The 17,838-nt window shown below is 73.7% G+C and carries 17 protein-coding genes; 8 read left to right on the top strand and 9 right to left on the bottom strand.

Features of this window, described 5'->3' with window-relative positions; all coding sequences use genetic code 11:
- Positions 1 to 84: 84 nt before the first annotated feature.
- Positions 85 to 1,095, top strand: coding sequence for a terpene synthase family protein (locus QP089_RS26945; RefSeq protein WP_285915033.1), 1,011 nt, complete (start codon positions 85 to 87; stop codon positions 1,093 to 1,095).
- 153 nt (positions 1,096 to 1,248) lie between these two features.
- On the opposite strand, the gene QP089_RS26950 is transcribed toward QP089_RS26945, so the two are convergent.
- The gene (locus tag QP089_RS26950) at positions 1,249 to 2,247 is read right to left on the bottom strand and encodes an ArsR/SmtB family transcription factor (protein ID WP_285915036.1); all 999 of its coding nucleotides are present in this window, start codon (positions 2,245 to 2,247) and stop codon (positions 1,249 to 1,251) included.
- 72 nt (positions 2,248 to 2,319) lie between these two features.
- Between QP089_RS26950 and QP089_RS26955 the strand changes: the two genes are divergently transcribed.
- Both QP089_RS26955 and QP089_RS26960 read left to right on the top strand, forming a co-directional pair.
- Positions 2,320 to 3,576, top strand: a complete 1,257-nt coding sequence (locus QP089_RS26955) for an MDR family MFS transporter (RefSeq protein WP_353070624.1) — start codon at positions 2,320 to 2,322, stop codon at positions 3,574 to 3,576.
- Between the two features lie 35 nt (positions 3,577 to 3,611).
- Positions 3,612 to 5,408 carry an NAD+ synthase gene (locus QP089_RS26960; RefSeq protein WP_285915038.1) on the top strand — a complete coding sequence of 599 codons (1,797 nt, stop codon included), beginning with the start codon at positions 3,612 to 3,614 and terminating at the stop codon, positions 5,406 to 5,408.
- A gap of 374 nt (positions 5,409 to 5,782) precedes the next feature.
- Here the strand turns inward: QP089_RS26960 and QP089_RS26965 are convergent, their stop codons facing one another.
- The 3 genes from QP089_RS26965 to QP089_RS26975 form a co-directional block, all read right to left on the bottom strand.
- Positions 5,783 to 7,888, bottom strand: a complete 2,106-nt coding sequence (locus QP089_RS26965; protein ID WP_285915040.1) for a SpoIIE family protein phosphatase — start codon at positions 7,886 to 7,888, stop codon at positions 5,783 to 5,785.
- A 194-nt stretch (positions 7,889 to 8,082) separates the two neighbouring features.
- Positions 8,083 to 8,673, bottom strand: coding sequence for a TetR/AcrR family transcriptional regulator (locus tag QP089_RS26970; RefSeq protein WP_285915043.1), 591 nt, complete (start codon positions 8,671 to 8,673; stop codon positions 8,083 to 8,085).
- A 15-nt stretch (positions 8,674 to 8,688) separates the two neighbouring features.
- Complete coding sequence (locus QP089_RS26975; protein ID WP_285915046.1) at positions 8,689 to 10,251, bottom strand: MFS transporter; 1,563 nt, start codon at positions 10,249 to 10,251, stop codon at positions 8,689 to 8,691.
- A gap of 225 nt (positions 10,252 to 10,476) precedes the next feature.
- Between QP089_RS26975 and panB the strand changes: the two genes are divergently transcribed.
- A complete protein-coding gene (gene panB / locus QP089_RS26980) occupies positions 10,477 to 11,328 on the top strand; it encodes a 3-methyl-2-oxobutanoate hydroxymethyltransferase (RefSeq protein WP_285915048.1) in 852 nt (283 codons plus the stop codon).
- 148 nt (positions 11,329 to 11,476) lie between these two features.
- On the opposite strand, the gene QP089_RS26985 is transcribed toward panB, so the two are convergent.
- The 3 genes from QP089_RS26985 to npdG form a co-directional block, all read right to left on the bottom strand.
- Positions 11,477 to 12,208, bottom strand: coding sequence for a hypothetical protein (locus tag QP089_RS26985; RefSeq protein WP_285915050.1), 732 nt, complete (start codon positions 12,206 to 12,208; stop codon positions 11,477 to 11,479).
- A 10-nt stretch (positions 12,209 to 12,218) separates the two neighbouring features.
- A complete protein-coding gene (locus QP089_RS26990; RefSeq protein WP_285915052.1) occupies positions 12,219 to 12,557 on the bottom strand; it encodes a phenylalanine--tRNA ligase subunit alpha in 339 nt (112 codons plus the stop codon).
- 231 nt (positions 12,558 to 12,788) lie between these two features.
- Positions 12,789 to 13,484 carry an NADPH-dependent F420 reductase gene (gene npdG, locus QP089_RS26995; RefSeq protein WP_285915054.1) on the bottom strand — a complete coding sequence of 232 codons (696 nt, stop codon included), beginning with the start codon at positions 13,482 to 13,484 and terminating at the stop codon, positions 12,789 to 12,791.
- 122 nt (positions 13,485 to 13,606) lie between these two features.
- Between npdG and QP089_RS27000 the strand changes: the two genes are divergently transcribed.
- Positions 13,607 to 14,173, top strand: coding sequence for a hypothetical protein (locus QP089_RS27000; protein ID WP_446474093.1), 567 nt, complete (start codon positions 13,607 to 13,609; stop codon positions 14,171 to 14,173).
- Positions 14,174 to 14,194: 21 nt separating this feature from the next.
- Here the strand turns inward: QP089_RS27000 and QP089_RS27005 are convergent, their stop codons facing one another.
- On the bottom strand, positions 14,195 to 14,371 hold the full coding sequence (locus tag QP089_RS27005; protein WP_285915058.1) for a hypothetical protein: 177 nt from the start codon (positions 14,369 to 14,371) through the stop codon (positions 14,195 to 14,197).
- A gap of 70 nt (positions 14,372 to 14,441) precedes the next feature.
- On the opposite strand from QP089_RS27005, the gene map reads away from it, so the two are divergent.
- The 3 genes from map to QP089_RS27020 are packed head-to-tail and all read left to right on the top strand — an operon-like array spanning position 14,442 to position 17,098.
- Positions 14,442 to 15,293, top strand: a complete 852-nt coding sequence (gene map / locus QP089_RS27010; protein WP_285915060.1) for a type I methionyl aminopeptidase — start codon at positions 14,442 to 14,444, stop codon at positions 15,291 to 15,293.
- Positions 15,294 to 15,351: 58 nt separating this feature from the next.
- Positions 15,352 to 16,041 carry a ComEA family DNA-binding protein gene (locus QP089_RS27015; protein ID WP_285915062.1) on the top strand — a complete coding sequence of 230 codons (690 nt, stop codon included), beginning with the start codon at positions 15,352 to 15,354 and terminating at the stop codon, positions 16,039 to 16,041.
- A 19-nt stretch (positions 16,042 to 16,060) separates the two neighbouring features.
- Positions 16,061 to 17,098 carry a DNA polymerase ligase N-terminal domain-containing protein gene (locus QP089_RS27020; RefSeq protein WP_285915064.1) on the top strand — a complete coding sequence of 346 codons (1,038 nt, stop codon included), beginning with the start codon at positions 16,061 to 16,063 and terminating at the stop codon, positions 17,096 to 17,098.
- A 33-nt stretch (positions 17,099 to 17,131) separates the two neighbouring features.
- Here the strand turns inward: QP089_RS27020 and QP089_RS27025 are convergent, their stop codons facing one another.
- On the bottom strand, positions 17,132 to 17,755 hold the full coding sequence (locus tag QP089_RS27025; RefSeq protein WP_285915066.1) for an NAD(P)-dependent oxidoreductase: 624 nt from the start codon (positions 17,753 to 17,755) through the stop codon (positions 17,132 to 17,134).
- Positions 17,756 to 17,838: the final 83 nt, after the last annotated feature.

The raw sequence follows: 17,838 nt of genomic DNA on the forward strand, positions 1-17,838 counted from the left end.
CGAGAATTGACGTTGCGATCATGGTCGGGCCGCCCGGTGATCATTAGCGTGGACCGCGTCGTGGACATCTCTCTTCTTCTCTCGATGACCGACCGGGCGGCCGCGCTGGCCGCCCCGTCGGCCATGCACCCGGAGTCCTGGCAGCTGGGCGCGCAGGTGGAGGCCTGGGCGCGCGGCCGCGGCCTGGTGCTCGGAGATCCGGACACCTCGCCGCTCGGCCGCGCCCGCTGCGAGCGGCTGGCCGCCCGCGTCTTCCCGGACGCCGACCTCGCCGCCGTCGACCTGTTCGCCCGCTGGCTCACCTGGGCGCTCGCGCTGGACGACACCCTCGACCATCCGCCGCTCGCCGACAGCGGCAGCGCCGTGCACGCGCTGTACGACGACCTGCTGCGCGCGATGCGGCGCGGCCACGCCCGCCCCGGCGCCCGCCCGCTCGAGTCGGCGCTCGTCGAGCTGTGGCAGGCCACGGCCAAGGGGATGAGCCGGGACTGGCGCCGCCGGTTCATGCTGCAACTGGAGGCGCACCGCGACGGCTGCGCCGAGGAGGCCGTCAACCGGCGCATCCGGCACGTCCCGACCCCGGCGGAGTACCTGCCGCTGCGTCGCCGCGCCTGCGGCCCGTTCCTGTACGACCTGGTCGAACCGGTGCTCGGCGTCGAACTGCCCGCGCGGCTGCTGCGCACGCCGTGCTGGCTGACCCTCACCGAGAGCGTCGCCGACGTCGTCGCCTGGTCCAACGACCTCGCCTCGCACGACATGGAGAGCGCCCGCGACGACGTGCACGGCCTGCCTGCCGTTCTGGCCGCCGCGCACTCCCTCAGCCCCGACCAGGCCGCCGCCGCCGTGGCCGACCGCATCGTCGCCCGCGTGGACCAGGCGTGGAAGGCCGCCCGCCGGCTGCCCGAGATGCTCGACCGGCTGCAACTGACGGTCGCGCAGCGCGCCGCCGCCGCGCAGGTCGTCAAGGTCCTGCTCGACACCCCGCGCGCCCACCTGGACTGGCTCGCCGAGTCCGGCCGCTACGAATCCACCACCCCCACCCAGCTCAGACTGGACGCTCTGTCTGATTGCAGAGCCCTTGGCGTCGGGCGCTAGAGCGCCCTCCTTCGGCGGGCTCTGCGGCGATCGCTGCATCGCTTCGACTCGGCCCTGGGGCCTCGCTGCGCGATCGGATTCTCGCTTCGCTCGAATCCGGCTTCGCACGCGATCGCGACGCCTCGGCCCGCGCGTGGTCGGTGTTACGGACGATCATCCTTCGGTCGGCGAGGGGTTTCCGTGGGCTGTGGCGGTCAGGGCGTCGCCGGCCGGGGTGCGGGCGTAGAGGACGCGGCGGCCCAGGCGGTGGCCGGTGACCAGGCCGCAGGCGCGCAGGACGCCGAGGTGCTGGCTGACGGCGCCGGCCGTCACGCCCATCCGTCCGGCCAGCTCCGTCGTGGAGGCGGGCGTGGCGAGCGCGGTGAGCAGGTCGGCGCGGCGGCGGCCGATGAGCGCGGCGAGCGCGCGCGGGCCGGCTCCCCGGTCGCGGCCGGTCTCCCAGAGCGTCGCCACGCCGTTCGGCGGGTAGCTGAGCATCGGCTGGTACGGCGGCACCATCACCGACACGTTCGGCCACACGAACGCGGACGGGACGAGCAGCAGCCCGCGGCCGAGCAGCTCGCCGCGGAAGTCCCAGCGCCGGTCGATGGTCAGGGTGCCCGCGCGCCACGACACGTCCTCGTGCAGGTCGCCGAAGACCCCGGCGGCGCCGTGCGCGGCGAGCGCGCGGGTGCGGCGCAGGACGTCCCCCTCCAGGAGGTCGCGCAGCCGCGGCCAGTACGGCTCCACGGCGGCCGACCAGTACCGTTCGAGCAGGCCGGCGAGGGTCTCCAGGGTGCGCTCGGGTTCGGCGGCCATCGCCGGCCGCGCGGGGTCCGCCCGGCGGCCCGGCTCGGTCCACAGCAGCTCGGCGGCGACGACCTCCGGCGGCGTGTTGCGGACGATCTCCAGCTCGGCGTCCAGGTCGGGCAGCGGCGTGTCCGGCGGCGGGGTGAGGAAGTCCGGGATGTACCCCCAGGACGGGACGGCCGACAGCAGCGGCCGCAGGTCGAGCCCGCGCAGCCGGGGCCGGACGCCGTGCACCCACGGCAGGTGCAGCGCGTGCCCGGACGGGTCGGCCAGCACCCGCACGCTGCGCACCAGCTCCAGCAGCGGCGAGAACGCGAACCGGACGCGGGCGGCGTCGTCCGGCGCGAACACGAACTCGATCACGACGCGGTCCCGGTCATTTAGCCCACACTAAATCAATGCCGATGTCCGAGGCGTTCCCGGACCATCGTGCAAGTGACCACATTGGACGACACTCCTGTCGGTCCGCCGGGCCGGATCGCGGCGTTCCTGCGGCCCCGGGTCGGCGGCCTGCCCCGGACGTTCTGGGTGCTGTGGGCGGGCACGCTGCTCAACCGGCTCGGCACGATGGTCGAGCCGTTCCTCGGCCTGTACCTGACGACGGCGCGGGGCCTGTCGCTCGGGCAGGCGGGCGCGGTGATGGCGGTCCTCGGCGTCGGCTCGTTCGCCGGGCAGCTCGCGGGCGGCGCGCTCGCCGACCGGCTCGGCCGGCGGGTGACGCTGACCTTCGCGACCGTGGGCACGGGCGCGGCGATGCTGGCACTCGGCTACGCGCACGGCATCGCGATGATCACGGCGGCGGCGCTCGTCCTCGGCCTGCTCCTGGACATGTACCGTCCCGCGGCGCAGGCGATGGTCGCCGACGTCATCTCCCCGGCCGAGCGGCCGCGCGCGTTCGGGCTGCTGTTCTGGGCGGTCAACCTCGGCTGGGCGGTCTCGATGGTGCTCGGCGGCACGCTCGCCCGGCAGGGCTTCCTGTGGCTGTTCTGGATCGACGCGCTGACCTGCGCGGCGTTCGGGCTGCTGGTGTGGCGCGCCGTCCCCGAGACCCGGGTGCGCGGCACCGGCGCGGACGCCGCTCCCGGCGGGTTCGGCCGGGTGCTGCGCGACCGGGTCATGGTCGGGTACGCGGCCGTCCTGCTCTGCTACACGTTCGTGCTGATGCAATGCATGACGACGATGCCGCTGGCGATGCGGGAGGTCGGGCTCGGGCCGCAGGACTACGGCATCGCCTTCGCCACCAACGGCGTGCTGATCATCATCGTGCAGCCGCTCGTCGGCGCGTGGCTGAGCCGGCACGACCACAGCCTGGTCATGGCCGCCGGGTTCGTGCTGGTCGGCACGGGCTACGGGCTGGCCTCGACGGTCTCCTCGCTGCCCGGCTACGCCGCGACGATCGTGGTCTGGACGCTCGGCGAGATCACCGCCGCGTCCGTGCTGCAGGCCGTCGTCGCCGACCTCGCGCCGCCGCACCTGCGCGGCCGCTACAGCGGCCTCTACGGCATGGCCTGGTCGGGCGGGTTCCTGCTGGCGCCGCTCGGCGGGACGCAGCTGCTCGGCGCCGGCGGGCCGGCGCTGCTGTGGCTGAGCTGCTCCGGCCTGGCGTTCGGCGCCGCCGCGGGGCAGCTCGCGCTGGCCCCGGCGATCCGGCGCCGCCGCGCGGCGGTGATCCACCCCACCTTCTCGTCATAGTGACGACACCACTCCGACCGAACTAGGCTGGAGCCGTGGCACAGCTCAGGATCGCGCTCGCGCAGGTGAACCCGACCGTCGGCGACCTCGGCGGCAACGCCGACCTGATCGTGGAATGGTCCCGCCGCGCCGCGGACGCGGGCGCGCACCTGGTCGCCTTCCCCGAGATGATGCTGACCGGATACCCGGTGGAGGACCTCGCGCTGCGCGCGTCCTTCGTCGAGGCGTCCCGGCGCGCCCTGGAACGGGTCGCCGCTCGGCTCGCCGACGAGGGCCTCGGAGACCTGCCCGTCGTCACCGGATACCTCGACCGGCCGCCGGTCGGCCTGGTCCGCGCCGGGCACCCGTCCGGCCTGCCGCTGAACGCCGCCGCGTGGCTGCACGGCGGCGAGGTGCTCGTCCGGTCCGCCAAGCACCACCTCCCCAACTACGGCGTGTTCGACGAGTACCGCATCTTCGTGCGCGGCGACCGGCTGCCCGTCGTCCGCGTCCACGGCGTCGACGTCGCCACCGCCATCTGCGAGGACCTCTGGCAGGACGGCGGCCCGGTCAGCGTCACCGGCGAGGCCGGCGCCGGGCTGCTGCTCGTCCTCAACGCCTCCCCCTACGAGCGCAACAAGGACGACGTCCGCCTCGAACTGTGCGCCGGGCGCGCCCGCGAGGCCGGCTGCGCGCTCGCCTACGTCAACATGGTCGGCGGCCAGGACGAGCTGGTCTTCGACGGCGACTCGGTCATCGTCGGCCCGGACGGCTCCCTGCTCGCCCGCGCGCCCCAGTTCACCGACCACCTCCTCGTCGCCGACCTCGCGCTGCCCGCCGCCGACCCGGCCGCCGAGCCGGGCCGCATCCCGGTCGACGCGCACGACGGCACCACCATCACCATCGACCGGCTCGCGCTGTCCGCCGACCCGCTGCCCGCCTACCCGGTCCGGCCGCAGACGGTCGCCGACCCCATCGACGACATGGCCGAGGTGTACGGGGCGCTCGTCCTCGGCACCCGCGACTACGTCCGCAAGAACGGCTTCCGCTCGGTCATCCTCGGCCTGTCCGGCGGCATCGACTCCGCCCTCGTCGCCACCATCGCCTCCGACGCGATCGGCCCCGAGAACGTGCACGCCGTCCTGCTGCCGAGCCGCTACTCCTCCGAGGGCTCCGTCACCGACGCCGAGGACCTCGTCAAACGCCAGGGGATCAACGCCCGGACCGTCCCGATCGCCGGGATGGTCGAGGCGTTCGAGGCCGAGCTCGACCTGCACGGCCTCGCCGCCGAGAACCTCCAGGCCCGCATCCGCGCCAACGTGTGGATGGGCCTGTCCAACGAGCACGGCCACCTCGTCCTGACCGGCGGCAACAAGAGCGAGCTCGCCACCGGCTACTCCACCCTCTACGGCGACTCCGCGGGCGGCTTCGGCCCCATCAAGGACGTCTTCAAGACCACCGTCTGGGACCTCGCCCGCTGGCGCAACGCCCAGGCCGCCGACCGGCGGGGCGCGGACCTGCCGTTCCTGCACCCGTTCGCGCAGGAGCCCATCCCGCAGGTGATCATCGACAAGGAGCCGTCGGCCGAGCTGCGCCCCGGCCAGCGCGACATCGACAGCCTCCCCGACTACGCCCTCCTGGACCCGCTGCTGGCCGACTACGTCGAACGCGACCTCGGCCGCGACGCCCTCGTCGCCGCCGGCCACGACCCCGAACTGGTCGACCGCGCCATCCGCCTGGTCGATCTGGCCGAGTACAAGCGCCGCCAGTACCCGCCCGGCCCCAAGATCACCCCGAAGAACTTCGGCCGCGACCGCCGCCTCCCCATCACCACCCGCTGGCGGGAGTGCTGACTGTGTCTTCCCAGGGGGGCGACCCCCTGGAACCCCCGCCACGGTCGGCAGACCGTTTCCCGCTCCGCCGGCGCTCCGCGCGAAACAGCCTGCCGACCGTCGGGCGTGCCCGGTGGCCGAGGTTCACGCCGCCGGAGGGCGCGGGCCGCTCACGCGCTCACCGCAAGGGGAGCGTCCTTAGCCCTGGCCCGCGGGGACCTCAGCGTTGCGATCGCGTGCGAAGCCAAGTTCGAGCTTGCGAGAACTTGATCGCGCAGCGAGCCCCTGGGCGAGTCGGAGCGATGCAGCGATCGCCGCAGTGCCCGCCGAAGGGAAGGCGCTCCAGCGCCTGACCGCCAAGGGCACTGCAATCAACACCGCAATCAACACTGCAATCAACCTCGGTGGTGGCTTTCGCCGGGCCAGGCGGAGTCGAGGTCGACCGGGTCGGGGTCGATGCCGGGGACGGTCTGCTCGCACCAGACGACCTTGCCGGCGGCGGTGCGGCGGGTGCCCCAGCGGTGCGCGAGCTGGCTGACGACGAGCAGGCCGCGGCCGTTCTCGTCGTCGTCCTCGGCGCGGCGGAGCCGGGGCAGCGCGGCGGACCGGTCCAGAACCTCGCACACGAGCGTGCGCTCGAACAGCAGGCGCAGCTCGATGGGGCCGGGCGCGTAGCGCAGCGCGTTGGTGATGAGCTCGGAGGCGAGGAGCTCGGTGGTGTAGTCGAGCTCGTCCAGGCCCCACTCCTCCAGCCGGGTGCGGACGAGGCCGCGGGCGCGGCGGACGGCGGCGGGGTCGGCGGGCAGCGTCCAGGAGACGAACCGGTCCTCGGGGATGCGGCGCAGCCGGGCGATGAGGACGGCGATGTCGTCGCGGTGCTGGTCGGCGTAGACGCCGGCGAGGGTGGCCTTGGCGAGGTCCTCCATCGGGCGGTCGACGGCGCCGGGGCCGAAGATGCCCTTGAGCCGGGCGAGGCCGTCGTCGATGTCGCGGCCGCGGTTCTCGACCAGGCCGTCGGTGTAGATGACGAACAGGCTGCCGTCCTCGACGGTGAACTCGCGGCTCTCGATGGCGGCGCCGCCGGCGACGCCGAGCGGCGGGGCGGGCGGGACGGTCAGGTACTCGGTGTCGCCGGACGGGCCGGCCAGCAGCGGCGGCAGGTGCCCGGCGGAGGCGATCTCGATGGTGCCGGTGGTGGCGTCGTAGACCGCGTACACGCAGGTGGCGAAGTGCGGCTCCTGCTCGCCCAGCTCGATCATCAGCTCGTGCATGACGTGCAGGGCGTCGGCGGGCGGCAGTTCGAGGTTGGCGAGGGTGTGCAGGGCGGTGCGCAGCCGGCCCATGGTGACGGCGGCGCGCACCCCGTGCCCGGCGACGTCGCCGACGATGAGGGCGACGCGGGCGCCGGGCAGCGCGATCGACTCGTACCAGTCGCCGCCGACCTCGACGAGCTTGCTGCCGGGCAGGTAGCGGTGCCGGACCTCGACCGAGGACGGCGCGGACAGCCGCAGCGGCAGCAGGCTGCGCTGCAGCGCGAGCGCGGTGGAGCGCTCGCGGCTGAACTGCCGGGCGTTGTCGATGACGATGGCGGCGCGGGCGGCGAACTCCATGCCGATCTCGACGTCGTAGGCGTCGAACTTGCGGAAGCCGGGGATGCGGGTGCAGGCGATGAAGCCGAGCAGCGTGTCGCTGGCGATCATCGGCAGCAGCACCATGGACACGTCGGCGAGCAGGTCGCCGGCGGGGCGGCGGCGCCACTTGTCGCCGATGTCGCCGGCCGCGTCGGCGTCGATGTGCGGCAGGTGGACGGGCTGGGCGGTCTCCATCACCTGGCGGTAGGGGGTGCCCTCGGGGAACACCAGCACCTCGCCGACGGGGAAGGTGGCGCCCCACGCGGGGTTGCCGTCGTCGGAGGTGACGGCGATGCGGCGCAGCACCGCGGCGCCGGACTCGCTGTGCACCTCGTCGGCGGCGACGAGGCTCTCCAGCACCAGCACGGACGCGGCGTTGCAGAAGTGCGGGACGACGACGTCGACGAGGCCGCGGGCGGACTGGTCGAGGTCGAGGGACGCGCCGAACCGGGTGAGCTGGTCGTCCATCAGGGCGCGGCGCATCAGGGCCGGGTCCTGGTAGCGCTCGCTGGGCGGCAGCGGGACCCGGACGTACAGCAGGCCGGCGGGGCCGGCGCCGCTCTCGCCGCCGAGCATCGGCTGGGCGGTGACGACCGCGTCCGGGGACGGGCCGCCGTCGCCGCGCGGGACGGCCAGCACGGCGGTGCGCTCCTGGCCCGCGGCCAGCGCCTCCAGCAGCGTCTCGAGCTCGGCCTTGGCCTCCTCGGCGACGAGGTCGGCGGCCGGCCGGCCGATCAGCTCCTGCGGGGCGCGGCCGATGACGGCCGCGGCGTTGGGACCGCACTGGACGATCCGCCGGGCCCCGTCCACGCCCAGGACCAGGGTCCGGGACGCCGAATCGGTGGCGGGCGCATCGCCTCGCGGCGCCATGACGGATCTCACCTGACGCGCTCCAGACAGCCGGTCGTCTTAGCACTACTCAGCGACAGTATGGGGCATGACGCGTGATCGGCGGGAGAAGATCACGGTTACCGCGCCGAAAACCGTCCTGTACGCGGATTCCGGGGCCCCGTCTCCCGGGGGAGCGGCCGCCCGGCGCCCCCGCCGAGGGGCGCCGGATCCGGTCAGGACGGGGCGCCGATCCCGCGCAGGAGGGCGTCGACGACCGTGTCCGCGTACCCCTCGGGGAAGGCGTCCTGCGGGGTCTTCGTCGACAGCGACCCGGTCAGCATCGAGATGGCGACCTCGACGTCGAGGTCGGCGCGCAGCTCCCCGGTCCCGATGCCGCGCCGCAGCACCTCGCGGATGACGGCGCGGCGCGGTTCGATGACGTCCTGCTTGTACCGGGCGTACAGCTCGGGATGCTTCTCGGCGCTGCCGACCACGTTCCAGAAGCAGCGGGAGTAGCGCTTCTTACGCTCGGCGGCGAAGGTCCGCGCGATCTCGGTGAGGTCCTCGCGCGCGGACGCGCCGGACGGCCGGGGCATCTCGCCCTTCGCCGTGCCGAGCGCGTCCACGATCAAGGCCTCCTTGCTGGGCCAGCGCCGGTAGATGGTGGTCTTGCCGACGCCGGCCCGGGCGGCCACCGCCTCGATGGAGACGCCGGCCACCCCGGACTCCGCGGCGAGCAGGTCCAGGGTGGCCTCGATGATGGCCTTCTCGGCCCGCTCGCTGCGCGGGCGTCCAGGCGCGCGGTTGGTCGTCGTGTCGTTCATGGCATGCTCACGTTCTCACACGTGCGCCTTCTCCGGTTCCGGCGCCGCCTGCTTGTCCTCGACGGGGGCGGCGGTGCGTCCGGGCATCCACTTCAGGACGACCAGCGCGCCGATGAAGGACACCACGGCCGCGGCGATCGACGCGGTGTGCATGGCGTGCACGAACGCGGTGTCGGCGGGGCCGACCAGGCCCTGGCCCGCGGTGCCCATCCGGGCGGCGACGGCGTGCGCGCCCTCGATGGACTCGCCGGCGGCCTGGCGGGCGCCGGCGGGCAGCGCGGCGAGCCGGTCGTGCAGGTCGCCGCGGTAGACGGACGCGACGACGGAGCCGAGGACGGCGACGCCCATCGCGACCGCGACCTGGCGGGCGACGTTGTTGACGGCCGATCCGGCGCCGGCCTTCTCGCGCGGCAGAGCGGACATGACCGACTCGGTCGCGGGCGGCATCACGTTGGCCATCCCCGCGCCCTGCACGAAGAAGATAGCGCCGAGGATCCACATGGGGGTGTCCGTGCCGACGAACTGGTAGCTCGCCAGCGCGACGGTGACCAGCAGCAGCCCGGACGTGCAGACGGCCTTGGCGCCGAACCGGCGGACCATGGCGGCGCTGCGCGGGGAGAAGATCAGCTGGGCGGCGGCGAAGGGCAGCACCATCGCGCCGGACTCCAGCGCGCTGAGCCCCCGCACGGACTGCATGTAGAAGCTGGTGAAGAAGAACACGCCGGTGGCGGCGAAGAAGCACAGCGCGATGGACGCGACGGCCGCCGACATGCGGGCGTCCTTGAACAGCCGGACGTCGAAGGCGGGCGAGGCGGTGCGGGCCTCGTGCCAGACGAACAGGGCGAGGACGGCGAGGCCGGCGAGGATCGGGCCGAGGGTGCTCAGGGTCAGCCATTCGCCCTTGTCACCGCCCTGGATGATGCCGTACGACACGACGACCAGGCCGACGACCGACAGTACGACGCCGATCGGGTCGAGCCGTCCGGGGTTCGGGTTGCGCGACTCGGGCACCAGGAACGCGATCAGCGTGACGCCGGCGGCGATGACCGGCACGTTGATGAGGAAGACCGAGCCCCACCAGAAGTGGGCGAGCAGCAGGCCGCCGGTGAGGGGGCCGATGGCGACGCCGAGGCCGACGGCGCCGGCCCAGATGCCGATGGCGCGGGCGCGCTCGTGCGGCTCGAAGACGTTGGAGATGATCGACAGCGTCTGCGGCATGATCGCGGCGCCGCCGAGGCCCATCAGGGCGCGGGCGTAGACGAGCTGGTCGGGCGACTGGGCGTACGCCGAGGCCAGCGAGGCGACGGCGAACACGGCCATGCCGCCCATCAGCACGCGCTTGCGGCCGATCCGGTCGCCGATGACGCCGAAGGTGAACAGCAGCCCGGCGAAGACCAGCGTGTAGGAGTTGATCGACCACTCGAGCTGGCTCTGGGTGGCGCCGAGGCCCTTCTCCGGGTCGGCGATGGTCTTGAGCGCGACGTTGAGGATGGTGTTGTCCAGCACCACCACCAGCAGGCTCACGGTCAGGACGCCGAGGATGTACCACCGGCGCCGCTGGACGGTCTGGGAGTCCACAGTGCTCCTTGGGTCGTGGACGGGGGAATGCGATACGGCTACGTCTCGTTTCGTAAGGAGCGTACGCCGCCCGCCACCGATACGCAACCGTAGCGTTTCGTAATCTGTTCCCGCCCGCGCCCGGAAATTCCGGGAATCTCGGGGACTACCCGAATCGTTTTCCAAGTGGCACCATCGAATCCGTCTGGGTACGCCACCGTGGCGCCTCAAGACCGGAGGTTCTGCATGTCTTCATCTGTAGCGCCGCCCGCACAGCCGACCGCCCTCTACGGCGGCACCGGCGGGCGGAGGGTCACCGTACGCGACATCGCCGCCGCCAAGGAGCGGCACGAGAAGTGGCCGATGCTCACCGCCTACGACGCCCTCACCGCGCGGATCTTCGACGAGGCCGGCATCCCCGTGCTGCTCGTCGGCGACTCCGCCGCGATGGTCGTCTACGGCTACGACTCGACCATCCCGGTCACCGTCGACGACCTGGTCCCCCTCGCCGCCGCCGTCGTCCGCGGCTCCAAGCGCGCGATGGTGGTCGCCGACCTGCCGTTCGGCTCGTACCAGACCGGCGTCCCCGAGGCGCTCGCCGCCGCCACCCGCTTCCTCAAGGAGACCGGCGCCCACGCGGTCAAGGTCGAGGGCGGCCGCCGGATCCTGCCGCAGGTCGAGGCGATGGTCGCCGCCGGCATCCCGGTGATGGGCCACCTCGGCCTCACCCCGCAGTCGGTGAACGTCTTCGGCGGCTACCGGGTGCAGGGCCGCGGCCAGGCCGGCGAGGAGCTGATGGCCGACGCCAAGGCCCTGGAGGCCGCCGGCGCGTTCTCCGTCGTGCTGGAGTGCGTCCCCGAGGACCTCGCCGGACGCGTCACCGCGTCGCTGTCCATCCCGACGATCGGCATCGGCGGCGGCAACCAGACCGACGCCCAGGTGCTGGTCTGGCAGGACATGGCCGGCCTCACCCCGCACACCGCGAAGTTCGTCAAGAAGTTCGCCGACATCGGCACCGTGCTCGGCGACGCCGCCCGCACCTACGCCGAAGAGGTCGTCAACGGCACCTACCCGGCGCCCGAGCACACCTACAAGTGACCGGCACCGGCGCCGTCACCCGTCCGCGCGGCTGACGGGTCCCGGCACCCGCCCGACCACTCCCGGCCCCGTCACCGACCCACCCCGGTGGCGGGGCGGCGCCCGTGCGGCCGCGCCTCGCCCGGTGCGGCCGCACGGGCGTCCCGCGTCACTGGTCCGGGTTCGAGCGGACCAGTTCGCCGTCGCCGGCCCGGCCCGCGCCGGCCTGGCCGTTGCGGGGCACCGGGACCCGGGGCGGGCCGTCCGCCACGATCTCGTCGCGCAGCGTCTCGACGGCCGAGCGCAGCACGTCCGGCCCCGCCACGTTCATCAGCAGCAGCCCCAGGTTCAGCGCCATCTGCCCGTCGGTCATCTCGCTGCCGGCGAGCGCGTCCACCGCGGTGCGCAGGTCGGCCTGGTCCTCGGCGGAGACGTTCTGCAGCAGGCCGAGGCAGTACGTCGGCAGCGCCAGCCTCGACTTGGCGAACGAGACCCCGCGCATGATCTCCCCCGCCTCCTGCGCGCGGGTCTTGGCCTGCATCCGGTCGACGCCCCGGTCCGCGGCGGCCAGCAGCGAGGTCAGCAGCGTGCTCGGCCCGACCGCGACGTCCTCGTCGCCGACCCGGACGGTGAACACCGCGCTGCGGAACACCATCATCGAGCCGAGGCTGGCGACCAGCACCTGCGTCGCCGCCGCCACGTGCGGCGACGCCACCCCGAACCGCCAGCCGAAGGTGTGCAGGAGCAGCAGCGACCCGGCGCCCGCCGCCCCGTTGATCAGCACGTACGCCCAGGTGCTCGGCACCCGGACCAGCGTGGTGGGGCGGTCCCGGTACCGGCTGACCAGCTCGGCGACGCCGACCAGGCAGCTCAGCGAGACCGCGACGAGGTAACCGACCATCCGGGCCCGATCACCGCCCGGTCAGCCGGACGACCTCGTCGATCTCCCGCTCGATCGCGACCAGCCCCCGGTCGTGCAGCCGCTCGACCGCGTCGGCGACCTCGAGCAGCCCGAGCCCGGTCGCGTGCCTGATCTCCGCCAGCGACAGCGGCCCGCTCGCGGACCGCAACTGGTCGAGCACTCGGACATGGGCGTCGCTGCCGGTCCCGCCCGCGTCCGCCTTGCCGAAGTCGCCCCGCGCGTGCGGGGCCTCGGGGGCGCCCGGCGCGCCCGGCTCCCCGGCACCGGCGGCGCGCCCGGGAGGGGCCAGGAACGTGCTCCACGGGTCCGCGGACCGGATCTGCCTCATCTTCACCTGCCCTGTCGCATGCCGATCATAGGCGGCGCCGGAGCCGGTGCGGCGGAACCGCCGCGCCATCCCCCACGGCGGACACCGGCGCCGTGCGCCGCGCCCGCCCGTCTCGTCCATGCTCCAACGTCAGCACTTGGACGCGCCGCGGTCGGCTACCGCTCCCGCCATTGTCGCCTTTCCTGGCCGGAACGCGCCATCCCCGCCGGCGAACGCGCTCCCGCGCCCGCCTCAGACGTCGGTGATGCGCAGGCCGGCGTGGGCCTTGTAGCGGCGGTTCATCGAGATGAGGTTGGCGGTGAACGCCTCGACCTGGCCGGCGTTGTGCAACCGGCCGCCGTAGACGCCGCGCATGCCCGGGATGCGCCCGGCGAGCGCCTGCACCAGGTCGGTCGCCTCGCGGTCGTTGCCGAGGACGAGGACGTCCAGCTCCATCCCGTCCACCTCGGGGTCGAGCAGCAGCTTGGCGGACACGTGGTGGAACGCGGCGACGACCCGGCTCTCGGTCAGCACGGACGCGGCCTGCTCGGCGGCGCTGCCCTCCTCGACCGGCAGCGCGAACGCGCCCTTGCCCTTCTCGAAGCCGAGCGGGTTCACGCAGTCCACGACGATCTTGCCGGCGAGCACCTCGCGCAGCGACTCCAGCAGCGCCTTGTGCCCGTCCCACGGCACCGCGACGATCACCACGTCGGCGTCGCCCGCGGCGGCCGCGTTCTCCGCGCCCGACACCGGCAGGTCCGCGCCGAGGTCGTCGGCGGCCTGCTGCGCCCGCTCCGCCTTGCGCGAGCCGATGACCACGCGGTGGCCGGCCAGCGCGAACCGGCGCGCCAGGCCCTTGCCCTGGTCCCCGGTGCCGCCGAGGATGCCGATGGTCAGGCCGGTCACGTCGGGGAGGTCGTAGGGCGTCTTCTGCTGCTGTTCGGTCATGCCGCCGAGTCTGCCAGGCGGCCTTTGCGCGGCTTCGCGGCGCCCTCCCGGGTCGCGCGAAACCGGCGTGGCGCCCGCGCCGCGTGCGGCACCATGGTGCGGTGGACGCCGAGCAGATCGTGATGTTGCGCGAGGTGCTGTCCGCCACCGGATGGCTGGAGCGCACCCAGGACTTCGGGCGCGCCCTGCGGGTCACCTCCCGCACCCCCGGCGGGCTGCTGCTGGTCGGCACGCCCGCGGAGGACCCGTGGCACCTCGCCGCGCACCTGGACGACGAGGCCCGGCTCGGCGACGCCCCCGGCCTGGCGCCCACGCTGGTGCGCTGGTCGCCGCCGCAGGACGCGCCGCCCCACCTGAGCATCGGGCTGGCGCGGCTGGAGGAGGCGCGGCGCGGCGAGACGCTGTTCGTCGTCGCCGAGGACGCGGCGCCCGCCCCGCTGCTGGAACGGGTCGACGACGCGCGCCGCGTCGGCGCGACGATCCTCGCGCTCGACGGCGGCGACCGCGAGCTGGAGGGCCTGGCGCACGAGGCGCTGACCGTCCCGCCGGGCGAGGCGCTGCTGTCGTTCGACGGCGCGCAGCACCTGGTGAGCGCCGCGGCGGGCCAGGAGCCCGCGCGCGGCGCCCGCGGCCTGCGGCACCGCCTCGCGCGGCTGCTCGAGGCGGTGACCGGCCCGACCGTCGACTAGTCCGCTGGTCCTCGTCGTCCCTTAGTCCTCGTTGTCCTTGCGCCAGGCCTCGTTGCGCTCCCGGGCCAGCGCCAGCGCGCCGGCGGCGGCGCTCTCGTCCGGGTACGGGCCCATCCGGTCCTTGTTCGGGCACCCCGGCCCGTGCTCGACCTTCATGTGCTTCAGGCAGAACCACCAGTCACCCTCGTCACCGGCCATCGGCACTCCTTCCGATCATGGCTCGCGCGGGGATTCGTTGCCGCGATGCCGCTGACTACACTCCATCACTATGACGACCCAGCTTCTCCGACCCGGCACCGTCTCCCCCATGCGCAAGGTCCCGGCGCAGATTCCGCGCCCGGAGTACGTGGGGAAGAAGCGGCCGAAGACCGGCGAGCCGGACGTCAAGACACCCGAGATCATCGAGCGGATGCGGGTGGCCGGCAGGATCGCGGCGCAGGCGCTGGAGGAGGTCGGCAGGCACGTCCGGCCGGGCATCACCACCGACGAACTGGACCGCATCGGCCACGAGTTCATGCTCGACCACGGCGCCTACCCCTCCACCCTCGGCTACCGGGGCTTCCCGAAGTCGCTGTGCACCTCGATCAACGAGGTGATCTGCCACGGCATCCCCGACGACACCGTGCTGCGCGACGGCGACATCATCAACGTCGACATCACCGCGTTCATCGACGGCGTGCACGGCGACACCGACGCCACGTTCCTGTGCGGCGACGTCGACGAGGAGTCGCGGCTGCTGGTGGAGCGCACCCGCGAGGCGACGATGCGGGGCATCCGGGCGGTCAAGCCGGGGCGCGCGCTGAACGTGATCGGGCGGGTCATCGAGTCCTACGCCAAGCGGTTCGGGTACGGGGTCGTCCGCGACTTCACCGGGCACGGCATCGGCACCACGTTCCACTCGGGCCTGGTCGTCCCGCACTACGACGACCCGAACGCCACGACGATCATCGAGCCGGGCATGACGTTCACCATCGAGCCGATGCTGACCCTCGGCACCCACGACTACGACATCTGGGACGACGGCTGGACCGTCGTCACCAAGGACCGCAGGCGCACCGCCCAGTTCGAGCACACCCTGCTGGTGACCGAGGACGGCAACGAAATCCTCACCCTCCCGTGACCCCACCGTCGACCTAGAGTCCCGTTCAGCCTGCGACCCGGCCGGGAGAATCCGCCAGATGAACGCGCCAGCGCCGTACGAGCCGAGGGTTCCGTCCGACAGCATGCCGCCGGGGCGGGCCGCGCTGAGCGTGACATGGGCTGCGCTGCCGTTCCTGACGCTGGGGTACGCGACGCCGTTCACGTTCGCGGCCGCGGCGCTGTGGCGGCGCAGCGCGCACCTGCTGGTGTCGTCGGCGGTCTACATCGGCGTGTTCGCGCTGATGCTGTACCTGCTGCCCGACATCGGCAAGGAGGACGGCACGCAGCAGGCGGTGGGCGTGCTGCTGTTCGTCCTCGCCGTGGTGGGCTGCGGGCACGCGTTCCTCATCCGGCGGCGGGTGTTCGACCCGCACGGGCTGTCGGGCATCGACAACGAGGCCGTCGTGGAGCGGGTGCGGCGGCAGCGGCTGCTGCGCGAGAAGGCGCGGGAGCTGGCGGCGGCCGACCCGGGCCTGGCCAAGGAGCTGCGGATCGGCCGCCCCGACCTGCCGCGCCAGTACAAGGACGGCGGCCTGGTCGACGTCAACCACGCGCCGGCGGAGGCGCTGGAGCTGCTGCCCGGCATCACGCCGGAGCTGGCGGAGAAGATCGAGCGGGTGCGGGCCGAGACCGGCGGGTTCATGTCCGCCGAGGAGATGTCGGTGGTGGCGGGCCTGCCGCCGCAGCTCACCGGAGACCTCGCCGACTACGCCGTCTTCATCCGCTGATCGCGGGTATGTGGCGGGCGTGACGGAGAAGAAGGGCACGAAGGGCACGCGGAAGGGCGACCGGCTCGCCGAGTACCGCGGCAAGCGCGACCCCCGGAAGACGCCCGAGCCCGTCCCCAACGAGAAGGCGCTCCCGCACGGCGACGACGACACCTTCGTCGTCCAGGAGCACCACGCGTCCAGCCTGCACTGGGACCTGCGCTTCGAGCGCGACGGGGTGCTGGTGTCCTGGGCCGTGCCGAAGGGCCTGCCATGGAGCCCGGAGACGAACCACCTGGCCGTCCACACCGAGGACCATCCCCTCGAGTACGCCACGTTCGAGGGCGAGATCCCGCAGGACGAGTACGGCGGCGGCAAGGTGACGATCTGGGACCGCGGGACGTACGAGACGGAGAAGTGGTCCGAGCGCGAGGTGAAGGTCGTCGTGCACGGCTCGCGGGTGTCGGGCCGGTACGTGCTGTTCCGGACGGGCGGCAGGAACTGGATGATCCACCGGATGGATCCGCCGGCGGACCCGGACGCCGAGCCGCTGCCGGAGGCGCTGCGCCCGATGCGGCCCGCGCCCAGGGCCCGGCTGCCGCGCGACCAGGACGCGTGGGGGTTCGAGTTCGCGTGGGGCGGCAAGCGGCTGCTGGCGTACGTGGAGGGCGGCCGGACGCGGTTCACCGACGGCCGGGGCCGCGCGGTGGACGGCCCCGGCGGGCTCGGCCCGCGGCTCGGCGGCCAGCTCGGCGCGCGCCCGGCGGTGCTGGACGGCGAGCTGGCCGTGCTGGACGGCCGCGAGACCTACATGATCTTCGATGTGCCGCACCTGGACGGGCGGCCGCTGCTCGGCGTCCCCTACCGCGAGCGCCGGGAGCGGCTGGACGGGCTGGAGCTGTCGGGCCCGCGGTGGCAGACGGCGCCGTGGTACCCGGGCGACGGCGACGCGGTGCGGGAGACCGCCGCCGCGCAGGGCCTGCCCGGCGTCGTCGCCAAGCGCCTGGACTCCCCGTACGAGCCGGGCGAGGAGTCCGGCGCCTGGCGGCTGATCGAGTCGCCCGCGCGCAAGCGCTGAGAACCGGCACGCGACGAGTCAGTACGCGACGGCTCAGTACGCGACCGTGATGCGGCGGCCGATCGCCTCGTTCTTCTCCAGCTCGTCGACCAGCGCGACCGCGTAGTCCTCGGCGCTGATCCGGCTGTTGCCCTCGGCGTCGCGCAGCAGCCGGTCGCCGCCGACGCGGAACGTGCCGGTGCGCTCGCCCGGCTCGATCACCGCCGCGGGCGAGACGTAGGTCCAGTCCAGGTCGTCCGCCTCGGCGCGGATGACGTCGAGGAGCGCGGCGTGGGCCAGCGCCTCGGGCTTGTACGCCTCGACGAAGCCCGGTTCGTCCACGTGCCGGACGCCCGGCGCGACCTCCAGGCTGCCCGCGCCGCCGACCACGACCAGCCGCCGGACCCCCGCCCGGCGCACCGCGTCCAGCACGGCGCGTCCCGCCTCCAGCACCGGCCCCTCGGGGTCGGAGCCGTCGCGGGGCGGCGAGATCGCCACCACCACCGCGTCGTGGCCCTTGGCGAGCGCGGCCACCGCGGCGGCGTCGGCGGCGTCCGCCGTCCGCGTGCCCTCGGCGCCGCTCCGGGTCACGCCGGTGACCTCGTGGCCGCGGCGGCGCGCCTCGTCGGCGACCCGGCGGCCGATCATCCCGGTCGCGCCGATCAGCAGGATCCTCATGTCGTCCTCCTCGAATGTCCGTGCCGAGCGTGAAGGTATCCATCGGATACCGGTTACTTCAACGTGCCATTGGTACCCTCTGG

The sequence above is a fragment of the Actinomadura opuntiae genome (assembly GCF_030283205.1).
Taxonomy (GTDB): Bacteria; Actinomycetota; Actinomycetes; order Streptosporangiales; family Streptosporangiaceae; genus Spirillospora.

What these genes read in the sequence shown, in the direction of transcription:
- QP089_RS26945 (WP_285915033.1), top strand. Translation starts at nt 85, where the DNA reads ATGACCGACCGGGCGGCCGCGCTGGCCGCCCCGTCGGCCATGCACCCG.
- QP089_RS26965 (WP_285915040.1), bottom strand. Translation starts at nt 7,888, where the DNA reads ATGGCGCCGCGAGGCGATGCGCCCGCCACCGATTCGGCGTCCCGGACC.
- QP089_RS26970 (WP_285915043.1), bottom strand. Translation starts at nt 8,673, where the DNA reads ATGAACGACACGACGACCAACCGCGCGCCTGGACGCCCGCGCAGCGAG.
- panB (WP_285915048.1), top strand. Translation starts at nt 10,477, where the DNA reads ATGTCTTCATCTGTAGCGCCGCCCGCACAGCCGACCGCCCTCTACGGC.
- QP089_RS26985 (WP_285915050.1), bottom strand. Translation starts at nt 12,208, where the DNA reads ATGGTCGGTTACCTCGTCGCGGTCTCGCTGAGCTGCCTGGTCGGCGTC.
- QP089_RS26990 (WP_285915052.1), bottom strand. Translation starts at nt 12,557, where the DNA reads ATGAGGCAGATCCGGTCCGCGGACCCGTGGAGCACGTTCCTGGCCCCT.
- npdG (WP_285915054.1), bottom strand. Translation starts at nt 13,484, where the DNA reads ATGACCGAACAGCAGCAGAAGACGCCCTACGACCTCCCCGACGTGACC.
- QP089_RS27000 (WP_446474093.1), top strand. Translation starts at nt 13,607, where the DNA reads ATGTTGCGCGAGGTGCTGTCCGCCACCGGATGGCTGGAGCGCACCCAG.
- QP089_RS27005 (WP_285915058.1), bottom strand. Translation starts at nt 14,371, where the DNA reads ATGGCCGGTGACGAGGGTGACTGGTGGTTCTGCCTGAAGCACATGAAG.
- map (WP_285915060.1), top strand. Translation starts at nt 14,442, where the DNA reads ATGACGACCCAGCTTCTCCGACCCGGCACCGTCTCCCCCATGCGCAAG.
- QP089_RS27015 (WP_285915062.1), top strand. Translation starts at nt 15,352, where the DNA reads ATGAACGCGCCAGCGCCGTACGAGCCGAGGGTTCCGTCCGACAGCATG.
- QP089_RS27025 (WP_285915066.1), bottom strand. Translation starts at nt 17,755, where the DNA reads ATGAGGATCCTGCTGATCGGCGCGACCGGGATGATCGGCCGCCGGGTC.